15 protein-coding genes are annotated in these 17656 nt (G+C 70.5%); 10 read left to right on the top strand and 5 right to left on the bottom strand.

All coding sequences use genetic code 11. The features are described from left to right. Window positions 1-50 precede the first annotated feature (50 nt). From rlmN to ACI2K6_RS07025, 4 genes are read left to right on the top strand one after another with little or no spacing between them, the layout of a single operon-like run. On the top strand, window positions 51-1334 hold the full coding sequence (rlmN, locus tag ACI2K6_RS07040; RefSeq protein WP_112616219.1) for a 23S rRNA (adenine(2503)-C(2))-methyltransferase RlmN: 1284 nt from the start codon (window positions 51-53) through the stop codon (window positions 1332-1334). Between the two features lie 55 nt (window positions 1335-1389). After that, the gene (locus ACI2K6_RS07035) at window positions 1390-2403 is read left to right on the top strand and encodes an aldo/keto reductase family protein (protein ID WP_404568319.1); all 1014 of its coding nucleotides are present in this window, start codon (window positions 1390-1392) and stop codon (window positions 2401-2403) included. A gap of 2 nt (window positions 2404-2405) precedes the next feature. Next, a complete protein-coding gene (locus ACI2K6_RS07030) occupies window positions 2406-2888 on the top strand; it encodes an NUDIX domain-containing protein (protein WP_282501986.1) in 483 nt (160 codons plus the stop codon). A 6-nt stretch (window positions 2889-2894) separates the two neighbouring features. After that, the gene (locus ACI2K6_RS07025; protein WP_274178277.1) at window positions 2895-3845 is read left to right on the top strand and encodes a hypothetical protein; all 951 of its coding nucleotides are present in this window, start codon (window positions 2895-2897) and stop codon (window positions 3843-3845) included. 17 nt (window positions 3846-3862) lie between these two features. On the opposite strand, the gene ACI2K6_RS07020 is transcribed toward ACI2K6_RS07025, so the two are convergent. After that, window positions 3863-4393 (bottom strand): ribonuclease H, encoded by a 531-nt coding sequence (locus ACI2K6_RS07020; protein WP_274178278.1) that lies wholly within the window; start codon window positions 4391-4393, stop codon window positions 3863-3865. Window positions 4394-4500: 107 nt separating this feature from the next. Here ACI2K6_RS07020 and ACI2K6_RS07015 point away from each other — a divergent pair, with 107 nt between their 5' ends. From ACI2K6_RS07015 to ACI2K6_RS07000, 4 genes are read left to right on the top strand one after another with little or no spacing between them, the layout of a single operon-like run. Continuing rightward, entirely contained in the window at window positions 4501-5163 is a 663-nt protein-coding gene (locus ACI2K6_RS07015) for a GntR family transcriptional regulator (RefSeq protein ID WP_274178279.1), read from the top strand. Then, a complete protein-coding gene (locus tag ACI2K6_RS07010) occupies window positions 5160-6680 on the top strand; it encodes an MmgE/PrpD family protein (RefSeq protein WP_274178280.1) in 1521 nt (506 codons plus the stop codon). The genes ACI2K6_RS07015 and ACI2K6_RS07010 overlap by 4 nt, the downstream gene beginning before the upstream one ends. Next, a complete protein-coding gene (prpB, locus tag ACI2K6_RS07005; RefSeq protein ID WP_274178281.1) occupies window positions 6680-7606 on the top strand; it encodes a methylisocitrate lyase in 927 nt (308 codons plus the stop codon). The genes ACI2K6_RS07010 and prpB overlap by 1 nt, the downstream gene beginning before the upstream one ends. Window positions 7607-7647: 41 nt before the next feature. Further along, entirely contained in the window at window positions 7648-8838 is a 1191-nt protein-coding gene (locus ACI2K6_RS07000; protein ID WP_404568318.1) for a bifunctional 2-methylcitrate synthase/citrate synthase, read from the top strand. Window positions 8839-8866: 28 nt separating this feature from the next. Here ACI2K6_RS07000 and ACI2K6_RS06995 read toward each other — a convergent pair whose 3' ends face one another. After that, complete coding sequence (locus ACI2K6_RS06995) at window positions 8867-12661, bottom strand: choice-of-anchor I family protein (protein WP_274178283.1); 3795 nt, start codon at window positions 12659-12661, stop codon at window positions 8867-8869. A gap of 119 nt (window positions 12662-12780) precedes the next feature. On the opposite strand from ACI2K6_RS06995, the gene ACI2K6_RS06990 reads away from it, so the two are divergent. Both ACI2K6_RS06990 and ACI2K6_RS06985 read left to right on the top strand, forming a co-directional pair. After that, window positions 12781-13557 carry an enoyl-CoA hydratase-related protein gene (locus ACI2K6_RS06990; protein ID WP_274178284.1) on the top strand — a complete coding sequence of 259 codons (777 nt, stop codon included), beginning with the start codon at window positions 12781-12783 and terminating at the stop codon, window positions 13555-13557. A 9-nt stretch (window positions 13558-13566) separates the two neighbouring features. Further along, window positions 13567-14496: a cytochrome b/b6 domain-containing protein gene (locus ACI2K6_RS06985; protein WP_282501990.1), complete on the top strand. Its 930-nt coding sequence runs from the start codon at window positions 13567-13569 to the stop codon at window positions 14494-14496. 45 nt (window positions 14497-14541) lie between these two features. On the opposite strand, the gene ACI2K6_RS06980 is transcribed toward ACI2K6_RS06985, so the two are convergent. The 3 genes from ACI2K6_RS06980 to ACI2K6_RS06970 form a co-directional block, all read right to left on the bottom strand. Further along, window positions 14542-15924, bottom strand: a complete 1383-nt coding sequence (locus ACI2K6_RS06980; protein WP_282501991.1) for an HNH endonuclease signature motif containing protein — start codon at window positions 15922-15924, stop codon at window positions 14542-14544. A 130-nt stretch (window positions 15925-16054) separates the two neighbouring features. Continuing rightward, complete coding sequence (locus ACI2K6_RS06975; protein WP_112616251.1) at window positions 16055-16561, bottom strand: GNAT family N-acetyltransferase; 507 nt, start codon at window positions 16559-16561, stop codon at window positions 16055-16057. Window positions 16562-16626: 65 nt separating this feature from the next. Beyond that, complete coding sequence (locus tag ACI2K6_RS06970; protein ID WP_282501992.1) at window positions 16627-17586, bottom strand: hypothetical protein; 960 nt, start codon at window positions 17584-17586, stop codon at window positions 16627-16629. Between the last annotated feature and the right edge of the window lie 70 nt (window positions 17587-17656).

Below are 17656 nucleotides of genomic sequence, written 5' to 3'. Positions count from 1 at the left end.
GAACGCCGGCGGCCAGCCTTCGCGCAGGCGGCGCCGGTACCCTGGATCATATGACCGATTCAGATCCCGTGCGCGAGACCGCGTCGTCCGTGCGCGAGACCTCGTCGCCCGTGCGCTCCACCAAGCCGCGTCAGGTGCGCCCGGCGACCGAGGGCTGGTCGCAGCAGAAGGACGAGTCCGGTCGTCCGCTGCTGCAGTTCGCGAGCCCGAAGCGCGGCAAGCCGCCCGTCCACCTCGCCGACCTCACGCCCGAGCAGCGCGTCGAGAAGGTCAAGGAGCTCGGCATGCCGGGCTTTCGGGCGAAGCAGCTCGAGAAGCACTACTTTCGGCACTTCACCTCGGATGCCGCGGAGATGACCGACCTGCCCGCCGCGGGGCGCGACGAGCTCGTCGCCGGTCTGCTCCCGCCGCTCCTGACCGAGGTGCGCCGGCTCGAGACCGACCGCGGCGACACGATCAAGTTCCTGTGGAAGCTCCACGACGGCGCCCTCGTCGAGTCGGTGCTGATGCGCTACACGGGCCGCATCACGCTGTGCGTGTCGAGCCAGGCCGGATGCGGCATGAACTGCCCGTTCTGCGCGACCGGCCAGGCGGGCCTGACCCGCAACATGTCGGCCGCCGAGATCATCGAGCAGGTCGTCCGGGCGAACCGTCTCATCGCCGACGGCGGCCTCGGCGACCCGCGCAAGGTCGGGCACGAGGGCGAGCGCGTCACGAACATCGTCTTCATGGGCATGGGCGAGCCGCTGGCGAACTACGCCCGCGTCATGCAGGCGGTGCGCACGATGGTCGACAAGGATCACGGCATCGGCATGAGCGCGCGGGGCATCACCGTCTCCACGGTCGGTCTCGTGCCGGCGATCCAGAAGCTGACGAAGGAGGACATTCCCGTCACCTTCGCACTCTCGCTGCACGCCCCCGACGACCAGCTGCGTGACGAGCTCATCCCCGTCAACTCGCGGTGGAAGGTCGACGAGGCGCTCGACGCGGCGAAGGCCTACTTCGACGAGACGGGCCGGCGGGTGTCGATCGAGTACGCCCTCATCAAGGACATGAACGACCACGCGTGGCGCGCGGACCTCCTCGCCGAGAAGCTGAACGCCCGCGGACGCGGCTGGGTGCACGTCAACCCCATCCCGCTCAATCCGACGCCCGGCTCCATCTGGACCTCGTCCGAGCCCGAGGTGCAGGACGAGTTCGTGCGACGGCTGAACGAGGCCGGCATCCCGACGACCCTTCGCGACACGCGCGGCAAGGAGATCGACGGGGCGTGCGGTCAGCTCGTCGCGACCGAGGACGACCAGCGCGCGGCCGACACGGTTCCCGCGGGTTGAGGTCATAAGACGCAACTCCGGCCCGCCGGGGCCCACCGCGAGGTAGCGTTTTCCCATGGTTGAGTATCGCTACCTCGGCAACAGTGGATTCAAGGTCTCGGAGATCACGTACGGCAACTGGGTGACGCATGCGTCGCAGGTGGAGAACGACGCGGCCATCGCGACCGTCCACAAGGCGCTGGACCTCGGCATCACCTCGTTCGACACCGCAGACGCGTACGCCAACACGGCCGCGGAGGTCGTGCTCGGCGAGGCGCTGAAGGGTCAGCCGCGCGAGACGCTCGAGATCTTCACGAAGGTGTATTGGCCGACCGGCCGCAAGGGGCCGAACGACCAGGGCCTCTCGCGCAAGCACATCTTCGACAGCATCAACGGGTCGCTCCGCCGTCTCGGTGTCGACTACGTCGACCTCTACCAGGCGCACCGCTACGACTACGAGACGCCGCTGGAAGAGACGATGCAGGCTTTCGCCGACATCGTCCGCCAGGGCAAGGCGCTCTACATCGGCGTCAGCGAGTGGACCGCCGAGCAGTTGCGCAAGGGGCACGCCCTCGCGACGAAGCTCGGGTTCCAGCTCGTGTCGAACCAGCCGCAGTACTCGGCGCTGTGGCGCGTCATCGAGGGCAAGGTCATTCCCGCCTCGCAGGAGCTCGGCATCTCGCAGATCGTCTGGTCGCCGCTCGCGCAGGGCGTGCTGACGGGCAAGTACCAGCCGGGCCAGCCCGTACCCGAGGGATCGCGCGCGACCGACGAGAAGAGCGGCGCGAACTTCATCAAGCGCTTCTTGAACGACGAGGTGCTCACGGCCGTTCAGAAGCTGAAGCCGATCGCCGATGAGGCGGGCCTCACCGTCGCGCAGCTCTCGCTCGCGTGGGTGCTGCACAACGAGAACATCGCTGCGGCGCTCGTCGGCGCCTCGCGTCCCGAGCAGCTCGAGGACACCGTGAAGGCCTCGGGTGTGAAGCTCGAGCAGTCGGCGTACGACGCGATCAACGATGCCCTCGGCGGGGTCGCGGTGACCGACCCGGCCGAGACCGACACGGTCTCGCCGAAGACCCGCCCGGCCTGATCGTGGCGGTAACGAGCGCCGGCATCCTGCCCTACCGCATCGCTGCGGACGGCACGGTGTCGGCGCTCGTCGCCCACATGGGCGGACCGTTCTGGGCGGCCAAGGACGCCGGGGCGTGGTCGATCGTCAAGGGCGAGTACGACCCCGACGACGAGGCGGCCCTGGATGCCGCGCGGCGCGAGTTCCGCGAAGAGCTCGGGCTCGAGCCGCCCGACGGCGAGTACGCCGAGCTCGGCACCTTCTCGTACTCGTCGGGCAAGCGCATCACGGTGTTCGTCGTCGACGGCAGCGGGTTCGATGCCTCGAACGCGGCATTCGGCGAGTTCGAGATGGAGTGGCCGCCGCGGTCGGGGCGCACGGCGTCGTTCCCCGAGGTCGACCGGGTCGAGTGGGTCGAGGTGGGGCGCGCTCGCGAGCTGCTCGTCAAGGGTCAGCGACCGGCCCTCGACCGGCTCGATGAACTCGTTCAAGCGAGCGGGAGGTAGTCGAGGGTGGCGCAGCATCGCATGCTTCCCGCCGACCGGTGGGAGCCGTTCTCCGATGAGCACCTGGCGCGCGTCATCCCCGTCGCCACGGATCGCATCGTCCGGGCCTCGGCCGCCGCGGACTTCGCGCCGCGGCAAGCGGAGATGGTGATCTTCGACGCGTGCGGCATGAGCGCGGACGGCGTGCGCATCTGGCATGCAGCCCGATGGCTCGGCGAGTCAGCGAACGCACGCGCCCGGTCGTCGGCTCGGCTTCGCTTCGGCGGTCGCGCATCCAGCATTGGCTGGATCGGGTGGGTGCTGGTGCTCGCCGCCCTCACCGCCGGACTCGCATTCGCCGTCGCGCTGCAGACGAAGGACGTGGTGCTCACAGCCGCGTTCTCCGCCGCGACGGCGATGGCGGTGCTGGTGGCGGCCGCGGGCGCGCGAGGACGCCCGCTCGATCGTGCGCTGTGGCGGCCGCAGGCTGTCGCCCTCGTCGGGACGGCGGTTGCCGCCGTCCTCGTCGGCAACGGTGCCACCGCCTCCGCGATGGCCGTGCTGGTGGCTGCCCCGGTCATCGTCGTCACCTCCCTGGTCGCAGGCATGATCATCCGGGGCGCCAAGCCGCAGCAGGCCCGCGAGGTGGATGACAGTCTGACCGCCGCTTACCGGGCGGTCATCGCGGACCTTCCCGCTCATGTCGAGCGTCTCGAGCGCGAGACGAGCGCTGCACTGCCGCCGGAGCGAGCCCGGTTCGTCGAACGCGTCCGCGCCGCCGTGTTCGAACGAGTGCGGGCCGACGAGCGCGTGCCCGAGCGGGCGCGGAGAAGGCTCGCGCGGCACGGGGACGCGCACGGCGCGGGCGGTGTCATCATCGCGGATTTCGCCGATCCGCTCACCTGGATGCCGGAGGCGCTCGCGCGGTCGGCGTACACCACGGACGATCCGCGGCATCCCGACAATCGGGACGGCTGACCGGTCTCGCCGTCCCGTCAGCGCTTCTTCTTCGGGGCCTCCGCCACGTCGAGCTTGTCGTGCAGCCCACCCAGCGATGACCAGGCGCTCGCCGTTCCCTTCGCCGCGTGCTCGGCGCCGCGAACCGCTCGCTCGTCGGCCCACTCGTTCAGGACGTGGCCGCGGTGCCCGCGGACGTGCTCGAGGATGACGTCGGGCAGGCCGCGCGCACGGCGGGCGTCGCGGGCGGCGATGAGCTGCTCGAGGATGTCGCGGTTCTTCGTCGGCGCGCCGGTCGAGGTCTTCCAGCCGCGGCGGCGATGGCCGTCCATCCACGATGCGTACGTGTCGATCGCGTACTTGGAATCGGCCTGAACGACGAGCTCGCGGACGTCGGGGTGGTCCTCGATCGCCTTCAGCAGCCCGAGCAGCTCGCCGATGTTGTTCGTGCCCTGCGGGATCGCTCCGGCGGCCCAGTGGCCGTCCTCGCCGACCCAGGCCCAGCCGGTCGGTCCGGGATTGCCCTTGCAGGCGCCGTCGGTGGCCACGGTGTATCGGTCGGAACTCACTCGGGCAAGGGTACCCGGGGAGTCGTGCGATGCGGTTTCTGTATACGTTGGAGTCCGATTCCGCGGTTTTGGCCCGCCGAAGCGGGCTCTGTGTATACAATCGTCGCATGGTGGCCGAGGGCGGAGCACGGGCGGGAGAGCGCGCCTACGCCGCTCTGCTGGCCGAGATCCAGAAGGGCGACCTCGCTCCCGGGGCGGTGCTCGGCGAGGTGGAGCAGGCGACGCGACTGGGCGTCAGCCGTACTCCGCTGCGCGAGGCTCTCCGGCGACTCGCGGCCGACGGCCTCGTGCGCCAGGCCTCGCCGCGGGTGACTGTCGTCGCCGACATCGATCGCGACGACATCCGCTCGCTGTTCGAGGTGCGGCGAGCGCTCGAGGAGACCGCCGCACGGCTCGCGGCATCCCGGGGCGACGCCGCGCTCTTCGCCGAGCTCGCCGCGGCGTTCGACCGCACCGCGCAGGCCGATGCGCCCGCAGCGGGTGACCCCGACGCGTACTACGCGCTCATCGCTCGCTTCGACGCGGCGCTCGACGACGCCGCAGGCAACGCCTATCTGACGTCGGCGCTGACGAAGGTCCGCGCTCACCTCGTGCGGGTTCGCCGCCTCGCACGCGACAACCCGGCGCGGCTCGCGGCGTCGATCGAGGAGCACCGGCTCATCGCGAGCGCCATCGCCGCCCGCGACGCCGACCTCGCCGCCCACGCGACCCATGTGCACCTGCACAACGCCCTGACCAGCATCCTCGACTCCCTGGAGGCATCCGCATGACCGTCAGCCATCACGTCCGCGTCCACCGCAGCGACGAGGAGCTCGCGCGCGAGGACCAGCTCGCGTGGAAGATCGCCGAGGTCGCCGTCGACCCCGTGGCGGTCGAGCCCGCCGTGGTCGACATGATCGTGAACCGCATCATCGACAACGCCGCCGTCGCGGCGGCATCCCTCACCCGGGCGCCCGTCAGCTCGGCCCGCGCGCAGGCGCTCGACCACCCGGTCTCGCGGGGCGGCGCGGGGGCGAGCGTGTTCGGCGTGACTGACCGCACGAGCCCCGAGTGGGCCGCGTGGGCGAACGGCGTCGCGGTGCGCGAGCTCGATTACCACGACACCTTCCTCGCCGCCGACTACTCGCATCCCGGCGACAACATCCCGCCGATCCTCGCGGTCGCTCAGCACGTCGGTGCCGACGGTGCGGCGCTCGTGCGGGGCCTCGCGACCGGGTACGAGATCCAGATCGACCTCGTGCGGGCCATCTGCCTGCACAAGCACAAGATCGACCACGTCGCCCACCTCGGGCCTTCGGCCGCCGCCGGCATCGGCACGCTGCTCGGCCTCGACACCGCGACGATCTACCAGGCGGTCGGCCAGGCGCTGCACACGACCACCGCGACGCGCCAGTCGCGCAAGGGCGAGATCTCGACCTGGAAGGCCCACGCCCCCGCCTTCGCCGGCAAGCTCGCGGTCGAGGCCGTCGACCGCGCGATGCGCGGCGAGACGAGCCCGAACCCGATCTACGAGGGTGAGGACGGTGTCATCGCGTGGCTGCTCGACGGACCGGATGCCGCCTACACGGTGCCGCTGCCGGCGCCGGGAGAGCCCAAGCGCGGCATCCTCGACTCGTACACGAAGGAGCACTCGGCCGAGTATCAGGCGCAGGCGTGGATCGACCTCGCGCGCAAGCTGCACGGCGAGCACCCCGAGCTGCTCGACTCCGCGAACGTCGAGAGCATCGTGCTCCACACCAGCCACCACACGCACTACGTCATCGGCTCGGGGGCGAACGACCCGCAGAAGTACGACCCGACCGCGTCGCGCGAGACGCTCGACCACTCGATCCCGTACATCTTCGCGGTCGCACTGCAGGACGGCGGCTGGCACCACGTCGACTCGTACACGCCCGAGCGCGCCGCCCGCCCCGACACGGTCGCCCTGTGGCAGCGAATCACGACGGCCGAGGATGCCGAATGGACGCGGCGCTACCACTCGGAGGATCCGGCGGAGAAGGCCTTCGGCGGGCGCGTCGAGATCCGGATGGCCGACGGCTCGACGATCGTCGACGAGATCGCCGTCGCCGACGCCCACCCGCTCGGTGCTCGCCCGTTCGCGCGCGAGGACTACATCCGCAAGTTCCGGATCCTCGCCGAGCCCGTGCTCGAACCGGCCCAGATCGAGCGCTTCCTCGACCTCGCGCAGCGTCTGCCCGATCTCACGGCAGACGAGGTGCGCGAGCTGAACATCGTCGCACGTGACGGCGTCATCGCGTCCGCGCCGAACCCGCGAGGGCTGTTCTGATGCTGTATTCGCAGACCACCGCCGCCGACAAGCGCCGCATCCTCCGGGAACGACTCGCCAGCGGAGAGACGCTGCGCTTTCCGGGAGCGTTCAACCCGCTCTCGGCCCGGCTCATCGAGCGGCACGGCTTCGACGGCGTGTACGTCTCGGGTGCGGTCATCGCGGCTGACCTCGGGCTGCCCGATGTGGGCCTCACGACGCTGAGCGAGGTCGCCGGGCGCGGCCAGCAGATCGCGCGGATGACGGAGCTTCCGGCGATCATCGACGCCGACACGGGCTTCGGCGAGCCGATGAACGTCGCCCGCACGATCCAGACGCTCGAGGATGCCGGCCTCGCCGGATGCCACATCGAGGACCAGGTCAACCCCAAGCGCTGCGGGCACCTCGACGGAAAGAGCGTCGTCGACGAGAACACGGCCGTGGGCCGCATCCGGGCTGCCGTCGACGCCCGGCGCGACGCGAACTTCCTCATCATGGCGCGCACCGATGTGCGGGCGATCGAGGGGATGGATGCCGCCGTCGACCGCGCCCGCGCGCTTGTCGACGCGGGGGCCGACGCGATCTTCCCCGAGGCGATGCGCGACCTCGCGGAGTTCGAGGCGATGGCGTCGGCCATCGACGTGCCGATCCTGGCGAACATGACCGAGTTCGGGAAGTCGGAGCTGTTCACGGTGGACCAGCTACGAGACGCGGGTGTGCGGATCGTGATCTGGCCCGTCTCGTTGTTGCGCATCGCGATGGGGGCGGCGGGCCGCGCGCTCGACGAGCTCACGGCGGCCGGGAACCTGACCGCGAAGCTCGGTGAGATGCAGCACCGCGCCGACCTGTACGACCTCGTCGACTACGAGGGCTACACGCGCTTCGACTCGTCGGTCTTCGACTTCACCCTGTCGACTCGCCAGAATGAGTCGATCGACCGGGGCTGAGACCCGCGGATTCTGGCTACTCGACGGAGAGGGAACAGAACATGACCGAGCAAGACATCCGTAAGGGGCTCGTGGGGGTTGTCGCCGATGTGACGGCGATCTCGAAGGTGAACCCCGAGACGAACTCACTGCTCTACCGGGGCTACCCGGTGCAGGAGCTCGCCGCGACGCAGCCGGTCGACGCCGTGGCGCATCTGCTGTGGCACGGCGAACTGCCGACCGACGACCAGCTCGCCGAGCAGCGCCGGCGGGCTCGGCCGCAGCGGGCGCTGCCGCCGGAGCTGCGGGAGGCGATCGACCGGATGCCGGTGGACGCGCACCCGATGGACGAGGTGCGGACCGCCGTGAGCGTTCTCGGCGCGCTCGACACCGCCGGCGCGGCATCCGTGCTCGACGCCGTCGGGACGCCCGAGCGCAACCTGGAGCGAAGCCTGCGCCTGTTCGCGGTGCTGCCGGCGGTCGTCGCCTACGGGCAGCGTCGCCGCCGCGGGCTCGGCCCCATCGAGCCGCGCGACGACCTCGACGACGCGGCGAACTTCCTGTGGATGACCTTCGGCGAGGAGCCCGATCCGGTCGTCGCCGACGCGTTCAACCGGTCGCTGATCCTCTACGCCGAGCACTCGTTCAACGCCTCGACCTTCACGGCTCGGGTCATCGCTTCGACCCTGAGCGACCTGTACTCGGCTGTCGTCGGGGCGATCGGAGCCCTCAAGGGGCCGCTCCACGGCGGAGCGAACGAGGCGGTGATGCACGTCTTCGACGAGATCGGGGATGCCGCCGCCGTCGAGGCCTGGCTCGACCGGGCGCTCGCCGAGAAGCGAAAGATCACGGGGTTCGGTCACCGCGTCTACAAGCGCGGCGATTCGCGGGTTCCGACGATGAAGGCGGCGCTCGACGCGTTGGTCGCCCACTACGACCGGCCGGATGTCGCGGAGCTCTACGACGCCCTCGAGCGCGAGTTCACCCAGCGCAAGGGCATCTACCCGAACCTCGACTATCCGTCGGGCCCCGCGTACAACCTCATGGGCTTCGACACCGTCACTTTCACGCCGCTGTTCGTCGCGGCCCGCGTGGTCGGATGGACGGCGCACATCGTGGAGCAGTACGCCGCCAATGCGCTCATCCGGCCGCTGTCGGCGTACGACGGGCCGGATGAGCGCCACGTCGACGGATATGTCGCCGACGAGGCCGAGGTCGAGGCAGCAGAGCGCCCCGAGGAAGCCGCCGGCTGACGGCTCCCTCGGGGCGGACTCGGACGGGTCAGGCGGTCCGGCGGCGACGCGCGGCGACCAGGAGGCCGCCCAGCGCGAGGGCGAGGATGCCCGCCACCGCGAACCCGATCGGAGCCGTCCCGCCGGTGACGGCGATCGTGCTCGCCGGCGCGGCGGCCGTCACCGTCACGGCGACCTCGATCGGCGTGAGCGTCCCCGACGTCACGACGAGGCGGTGCGCGCCGACCTCGAAGTCACGCGGGATCGCGATCGAGAACGCCGTGCGGCCGGATGCGTCGGCCGCGGGGATGCCGCTGACGACGATCGGCTCGCTGAACAGCGTCGCGGCGATCCGCTGGCCCGGCTCAAGGCCGGTCACCGTGACATCGAGCGTGCCGCCCTGCGCGACCGTGCTGCCGCCGAGCTCGACCGTCGCCCACGGCTGTGCGGGCTCGGCGGGCTCGCCGGGCTCGCCGGGCTCCGTGGGCTCGCCGTCACCGGGCGCGCCGGGGCCGGGGAAGCCGGGCTGCTCGACCGGCGGCTGCTCGCCGGCGACGTAGGCACGGTTCGCCGGCGCCGGTGAGACCGGGCCCACGGCGGCGAAGAACTCCACCGTCGCCTGCAGGTCGACCTGGCCGGAGTCCGCCGCGCCGGTGCCCGTCGCGAAGGTGCCGAAGTTGTCGCCGCCGCCCGCGAGGAACGAGTTGGTGACGACGCGGATCTTCGTGGTGGTGTCGTCGAGCGCGAGCTGTCCACCGTTCAGCTGCATCGAGCGGATGTGCGAGCCCCTCGTTCCCTCGGGTGCGTACTCGAAGGTGAAGCCCTTCGACACGCCCATCGCGAGCTTGGGACGCGACGCTCCGTCGGGCTGCCACTGCTCCTCGAGAACCTGCTTGATCTGTGCCGGGGTGAGCTCGAGCGTGACCAGGGTGTTCGCGAACGGCTGGACGTTGGCGACCTCACGGTATGACACAGCGCCGTTGTCGTCGCCGAACAGCAGGTCGGCGCGCAGGCCGCCCGGGTTCATGAACGCCACCTCGGCGTCGCGCCCACCGTAGGCCGGGTTCTGCGACGTGGCCCACAGGTAGACGTCGGCGACGGTGTTGCCGAGCGTCGAGTGCACGCCGCGGTCCTCCGAGCCCGACGCGGTCTTGCCGCGCAGGATGTCGGCGGTGATCGAGCCGACCTGCACGCGGCCCTTCTCGTCCGCGATGCGCACCGCGTTCGCGACGACCTGGGCCGTCTCGGTGTCGGGATAGGCGATGTACTGCCCCAGCGTGGCGTTGTACAGCGACACCGTGCTGGGGGTGATCGACTCGAGTTCGCCCGCGTCGGTCAGCTCGATGTCGAGCGCGCCGAGCGTCGTGCCGTACTGGTGCGCCTGGAGCACCGGGCGCCCGCCGATCTCGCACGCGTACTTCTGGTGCGTGTGAGCGGAGACGATCGCGTCGATGTCGTCGGACGCGCCACGGACGAGGTCGCCGAAGTCGCCGGTCTCGGTGGCGATCGCGGTGCAGTCGGAGCCCGCGGAGCCCTCGTGCGCGAGCAGCACCACGACGTCCGCGCCCTCGGCGACCGCGTCGGTCGCTGCATCGTTGGCCGATGCGACCTGGTCGCGGAACTCGATGCCCGCGATGCCCTGTGGGCTCACCATGCCCGCGGTCTGCTCGGTCACGGTGCCGACGAACGCGATCTGCGTGCCGTCGACCTCCTTGATCGTGTACGGCTTGAGCGCGTGCTCGTCGGTGCCCTTCACGAAGACGTTCGCACCGAGTGCGAAGTCGCTGAAGGCGTCGGCATCCGCGTCCTCCTCGAATCGAGGGATGACGCGACCGGTCAGGTCGTCGAAACCACGGTCGAATTCGTGGTTGCCGACTGCGCTGACGTCGAGGCCGGCCGTCTTCAGTGCGTCGATCGTGGGGGTGTCCTGATCGATGAACGACTCGAACGCCGACGCGCCGATGTTGTCACCGGCCGAGACGAGCAGGGTGTTCGGGTTCTGCTGGCGGAACGTGTCGACCGCGCCCGCGAGGACAGCGGCACCCGCGACGCCGCTGGATTCCTGTACGAGCCGCCCGTGGAAGTCGTTGATCGTCAGCACGCGGATGTCGGGCTGCGCGACGGGAGCGCCGCCGACGAGCTGCTCGATGCTGTACAGCGTCGTCGTTCCCGACACCTCGTTGCCGACCGCGAGCAGCGGCTGGCCCGTGGGGGAGCGGTGCGCCCCGATGAACTGGATGCCCTCGGGGCCGAGGTCGCCCGCGGCGGGGGAGTCGGCAGCGGCGCTGAAGTCGCGGTTGTTGACGTACGTCACGTACGTCGCCGCCTTCGGATCCGTGATGTCGTAGACGATGACGCCGCCGACGCGCTCGAAGCCGATGAAGGCGTACGTGCGGCCGCCGACCGTCCCGATCGACAGGTTCTCGGGCTCGGGGCCCTTGTCGTCGCTGCGTCCCTCGAGGTTGGCCTCGGTGTGGTTCGAGTTGAAGTACTCGGGCGCGACGCGCGCGAGGATCTGCTCGAACTGGTCGCCCGAGTCGAACACCAGCGAGCCGTCGGTGCCCCAGATCGAGAACGAGCGACCGCCGAAGGAGTACAGCTCGTCGTAGCAGCTGCCGTCCGCGCGCAGACCGTTCTCGGTCGTGACGTTCAGACGTCCGAGGGCTGCATCGCCGAGCTGCGCCGCGAGGGGAGAATCGGCGCAGACGGCCGGGAGCCCCTTCTTGCCGAGGTCCTTCACGCGGACGGCCTCCGCGTAGTCGCCCCACTCGCGGGCGTCGCCCTCGTTGGCGGTGACGAGGTAGGTCGTGGCCTTGCCGCCCGCCGTGGCCGAGTACGACTGGATGCCGTCGGGCATGTACATGCCCTTCAGCCCGGCGTACTCGGCGATGTTGATCGCGCCGTCCTTATCGCTCGCGTCGAGCCCGTTGCCGACCGCGCCGTGATCCTTGAACCCGAGCGGGACGACCTTGGTGACCTCGGCCTTGGCGAGGTCGACGACGGCGATCGCGTTCGCCTCCTGGAGCGCCGCGTAAGCGGTCGTGCCGTCGACGGTGATGTACTCGGGCTCGAGGTTGCGGCTCACACGATTGGCGGTGAGGGGCTTGTCTCCCTGGTCCGGTGCCGCGACGTCCGGTCCGAACACGCGCACGCCGGCCGGAAGCGTCTTCGAGCCGCCGGGCTCGAACGCGCCGAAGCCCGCGATGCGCACGGCCGCCGGCGCGGGGGCCGAGACGGTCTTGGGGAGCGCGACGACGCCGACGGATCCTTCCGGGTCGACCGAGAAGTCGTCGGCGGGCTCGCCCTCGTTCGCGACGACCGCGTACGCGCCGTCCTTCGAGATCGTGACCATATCGGGCAGGGCGCCGACGGTGACCGAGCCGAGGCGAGCGGCTGCCGCGTCGCCGGCGTTCGCGTCGAAGAAGACCAGTGACCCGTTCGCGGTCTTGTCCTCGGCCTCGAACGCCACGATGCCCAGACCGTCGTCGCGGATCGCAAGGGAGTTCGCCGTGCCGGCATCGGCGATGGTGAACAGCTCGACGGGAGCCGTCGGGTCGCTGTTGTCGAGCACCGTCACCGAGCCGGCCTGCGCGTTGACGACGTAGAGGCGGTCGCGGTACGACTGCACGATCTCGGCGGCGGACTCATCGAAGACGCCGGTCTCGTGGGTGCCGATGGGTGTGAGCGCGAGCGTCGCGCCGGGAGCGGAGTCGGTGATCGGTTCGCTGACGATCGCGGCGGATGCCGTGGTGAGCGGCGTCAGTGCCAGCGTGCAGGTGAGTGCGGCCGTCGCGACGGCGGCGAGCGCGCGGGGAACCGTGCGGCTCCGGGCAGGCGAAGGCATAGGTGTCCTCTGGTCGGGTGAACGGGTGCAGGTCGTGAGTACTCTCCGCACGTGTCCGGCATGTGAATGCCCGGCAACCGATCGGAGACGCGCGGAGAGGCGCGTGGCACGATGAGGGGATGAGCGACTACACGACCATCGTCAGCGAGACGCGAGGGCGCGTCGGCTGGCTGACACTGAACCGACCGGAGGCGTTGAACGCCCTGAACTCGACGCTCGTCGCCGAGCTCGCCGACGCGGCCATGGCGTTCGACCGCGACGAGGCGATCGGCGCGATCGTCGTGACCGGCTCGGAGCGGGCGTTCGCGGCCGGCGCGGACATCAAAGAGATGGCGGGCAAGAGTGCCCGCGACATGTCGATGGAGAACCCTTTCGCCGCGTTGGAGGACTTCGCGCGGGTGCGTACCCCCGTTGTCGCCGCGGTTGCCGGGTTCGCGCTCGGCGGCGGGTGCGAGCTGGCGATGATGTGCGACATCGTGCTGGCCGCCGACACCGCGGTGTTCGGGCAGCCGGAGATCGACCTCGGCGTCATTCCGGGCATCGGCGGGACGCAGCGGCTGACGCGCGCGGTCGGCTACTACAAGGCCGCGGAGCTCGTGCTGACCGGACGGCGGATGCCGGCGGAGGAGGCGGAGCGTGCGGGGCTCGTGTCTCGTGTGGTTCCGGCGGCGCAGCTGCTCGACGAAGCCGGTGCCGTCGCCGAGCGGATCGCGTCGCGATCGCTGCCGGTCGCCTATGCGGCGAAGCAGGCGCTACGCGCCTCGCAGGAGACGAGTGCCGCGGAGGGGCTGCGCCTCGAGCGCACGCTCTTCGCGTCGTTGTTCGCGCTCGAGGACCAGAAGGAAGGCATGGCCGCCTTTGCCGAGAAGCGCGCCCCCGAGTTCCGCCACCGCTGACCTGCCGCGGTGTTGGTCGAACGCGGGGCCGCCGCACGCCGACGGGTGACGGTGATCGTGGCCGTCGGCGTCGCACTGGTGCTCGCGGCGGCGGGTGCCGTCGCGTTCGCCCGCTGGGTGCTGAGCCTCGATGCGATGCGTGGGTTCGTCGAGCGGTACCCGGGCGCATACCCGCTGCCGGCGGGGGCGCCGGTCGGGATTCCGCCGTGGCTCGCCTGGCAGCACTTCTTCAATGCCTTCCTGATGGTGCTGATCATTCGCACGGGTCTGCAGGCGCGGAAGGAGAAGCGTCCGAGGGTGTTCTGGTCACCGCGGGGCAGGCCGAAGCGCCGGACGAGCCTCACGATCTGGTTCCATCAGGCGCTCGACGTCATCTGGATCGGCAACGGCATCGTGTTCGTCATCCTGCTCTTCGCGACCGGACAGTGGATGCGGATCGTGCCGACGAGCTGGGACGTGCTGCCGAATGCTGCCTCGGCGGCGTTGCAGTACGTGTCGCTCGACTGGCCGACGGAGAACGGCTGGGTGAATTACAACAGCCTGCAGCAGCTCGCGTACGCCACGACCGTGTTCGTCGCGGCACCGCTCGCGGTCGTCACCGGCGCGCGGCTCAGCACGGTCTGGCCGCGGGGCGACGGGCGGATCAACCGTCTGTACCCGCTCGAGTGGGCACGACGCCTGCACGTGCTGGTGATGCTTTTCTTCGTCGTCTTCATCGTGACCCATGTCGCTCTCGTCCTGGCTACGGGAGCGCTCCGCAACCTCAACCACATGTACGCCGCACAAGGATCGGCGGACCCGACGGCCTACGCCGACAACTGGACCGGCTTCTGGCTGTTCGTCCTGTCGCTCGCCGTCATCGTCGGGGCGTGCGTCGCCGCTCGCCCCGCTGTCCTCGTACCGATCGCGCGTTTGTTCGGCACGACCATCACCCGTTGACCGTCGTCGGCCGGTCGGAGATCACGCCCGCGCGATCAGGCGGTGTCAGAAGGGTGGCGGTTCGTCCGGCGGTGGTCCGCCGCGTGTCGCATCCGGTGGCGGATCCGTGGTGTCGATGGTGAAGCAGACCGCGGGTATGGGTACGTCTTCGCGGTAGACCCGGCCGAGGGGTGAGGTCCATTCGAGAACGCCGCCGCCGATCTGCCTGACCTCCCACTTCGTGAATTGCTTCATCGAGTGGTGTCGTTGGCAGAGGTGGGCGAGGCTGAAGATGTGGGTGTGCCCGCCGAGGGCGTAGTCGATCGTGTGGTCGATCTCGCAGCGGATCGCGGCTCTGCGGCATCCGGGGAATCGGCAGTGCTGGTCCCGTGCCATCAGAAGTTTCTTCATCGAAGCGGTCGGCCGGTAGGTGTCGATCTCGACCGGGGTGCGGGTGACGGGGTCGATGAACAGCCGGTCCCACTCGCTGACCTGCCCGGCGAGCTCGCGCGCCGTATCCGCATCGATCAGCGCGCCCCCGACGGCTTCGGCCGGGTTCTCGTCACGCCCCATCAACGTCTCGGCGGTGACCGCCACCTGAACCCGCGCGCGGATCGCCCCGAGCCCACCAGCCCGGTCGATCCCATACGTCGGGTCAACGACCGGCGCCCCGCCGAGCACCAGGTCGCCCAGGATGTCGGCGCGCAGCTGATCCATCGTCCTGGTGTCGGCGGGCTCCCCCGACCCAGCGGCATCCGCCCCATCGCTCTCCGCCCCGTTACTCTCCGCCCGCGCGTCCTTCACCGACTGCCCCATCTGCGTGAGCCGGTCGAGCATCCCCGCGGCGATGACCGTCGGGAGGTTCGCGACGAGGTTCGACATCCCATCCGACCCGTGGAACACCCGCACGCACCGCTCCGCCGCGGCAGCCTTGTGTCGGTCGGCGAACGTCTGCGTATGCAACCGGGCCGCCAACGCATCCAGCGCACCCCGCACCCGCGACGGCACATCCCGCTCGCACACCGTGATCGCGGCTGCCTCGTACGCCGACCGCACCTCGTCAGGAACCCTCGCGCCGACCCGCACGACCACATCGACGTGTCCGCGTTCGATCCGCCGCTGCACCCACGCCTGGAACACGGCCGGGTAGTCGTCGATGACGGTCATCGCGTGGTCGATCTCGCCCTGCAGGCGCCGATCGGTGAGCCGCGCCATCCCGGCCGCCTCGGCTGCGACCGACCGCAGCTCCATGTCCGACGCCATCCCACGAACCCCGTCGCGCCGCGCGTCGTGCAGTGCAGCGTGGCCCAGGTCCGCCAGCGCCCGGGTGCGGGCGATATCGGCGGCGTGAGAGAGGTCGAGCGCCTCGGCGTAACGCGAGAAAACAAGCGCTTGCGACGGCGTGGGTGCCTCGCGTCCCACCTCGCCACCCGCGCCATTCGCTGTCATGTTCCCATGATGGCAGTGGAGTACGACATCGAAGTCGAACAGAGGTGCGAATGTGGGCAACTCGCTAAGAAGACCGGCGGGGGAGGAGCGGCGCCGATCGCTCCGCCGCCGTCACCCGGCCGGCGCCGGGTCAGCGGACGAAGCGGACCTCGGTCAGCGTCTCGCCGAGGAACGGCTCGGTGTGGGTCTGCCCGTCGAGCGTGAAGCCATTTCGCTCGTAGAAGCGGTGCGCGCGGGGGTTGTCCTCCGCGACCCACAGGTAGACGCCCTCGTCCTTCTCGACGGCCGCGTCGAAGAGCCGCTGACCGATGCCGGTGCCGTGCCAGGCGTCGAGCAGGTAGATGAAGTACAGCTCGCGCATCCGGGGGGCGTCGCGATCGCGCGCCGGGCCCGACCCGACGAAGCCGACGATCTCGCCGCGGACGAGCGCGGCGTACATCCGGAAGTCCTCGCCCTGCGCGGCCCAGTGGGTCCACAGCTCGGCGAGTCGTCGCGGCGAGACGCTCTGTAGAGCGGCGGTGCTGATGAGGTGGTCGTAGGTCTCGTGCCAGCAGGTGGCGTGCACCCGCCCGAGGGCTTCGGCGTCGACATCCCGCACCGGACGGACGACGATGTCGGTCTGCAGTTCGGCTTCCATGGCCAGACTCTACGCGCGGCCGGCGACGGCGTGAAATCGGGGAGTCGGGGTTGCGCCGCCTGCCGTCATGCGCCGACACCGTCCACCACGGCGACCTCGACCGAGACCAGGCCGACCTCGCCCGGGCTCCAGCCCGCCGCGACCAGTCGAGCCCGCAGCGCTCGTTCGATGACCCTCTGCTCGCTGGGGCTGTGCAGCCGTGCACCGGCCCCCGCGGGTTCGACGACGGCGCCGGGATCGATAGTCCGCGCCGCGGCGATCAGGTCCTCCCGCATCCGATCGGCGCGCGCGGCCCCGAGGGCGGTTCGGACGATCTCGTACGAACCCAGCGTGACCGTCCACGCCGGCCCCCGGTCGTCGCCCGAGGCCCCGCGCGAGCGCTGCGCGGCCAGCGCGGCGCTGCGGTCCGACAGGATCATCAGGAGGGCAGCGCCGCTCAGGAGGACGAGCACGGCCCCCGCGATGGTCGTCGGCACGACCGAGAACCCGAGGCGGTAGAGCGCTGAATCCCATCCGAGCGTGAGCCCCACGCCGGCGCGGCACACGGAGAAGAGCGCGTAGACCGCCATGGTCGCTGCGAGGAGCCACGACCCGCGTCGCGCCGCGATGGCCGGGTGCCTCGCGGCGACGCTGGTCAACCCGCAGATGACCGCCATGATCAGGACCTTCACCGCGAGCGAGACGGGCAGCCCGATCGCCGCGGACACGACGCCGACGACAGCAGCGAGCGAGACGGCGATGCCGCCGCGGGCGAGGACGCCGCCGCCGAGCGAGCCGAGCCCGGCGAAGATCAGTCCCGGGCCGAGGACCATGGCGATGTCGCTGATGACGAGCGATGCCGGATCGCCGGTCTGGGTGTGGACGAGGTACAGCAGGCTGGACGTGGTGGCCGAGAGCGCGCCGACGATCCCGAAGCGCAGGAGCGCGCCGCGCCGACGCCAGCTCGGGCGCAGCGTGAACAGCACGACGAGACCGATGATCGTCATGAGGCACGCGAAGACCAGCGCGCATCCCGCTGTCAGCACGGCCCCACCCCCTCGCGCGCCGGCCCGTGAAGCGCGCTCACTCGCAACCTACGCGCTTCGGGGGCCGGGA

Origin of the sequence: Microbacterium sp. NPDC006705 (assembly GCF_044903545.1) — a bacterium.
Lineage (GTDB): Bacteria > Actinomycetota > Actinomycetes > Actinomycetales > Microbacteriaceae > Microbacterium > Microbacterium plantarum.
The sequence above is the reverse complement of the archived record's forward strand: the minus strand, read 5'-3'. Positions and strand labels throughout refer to the sequence as shown.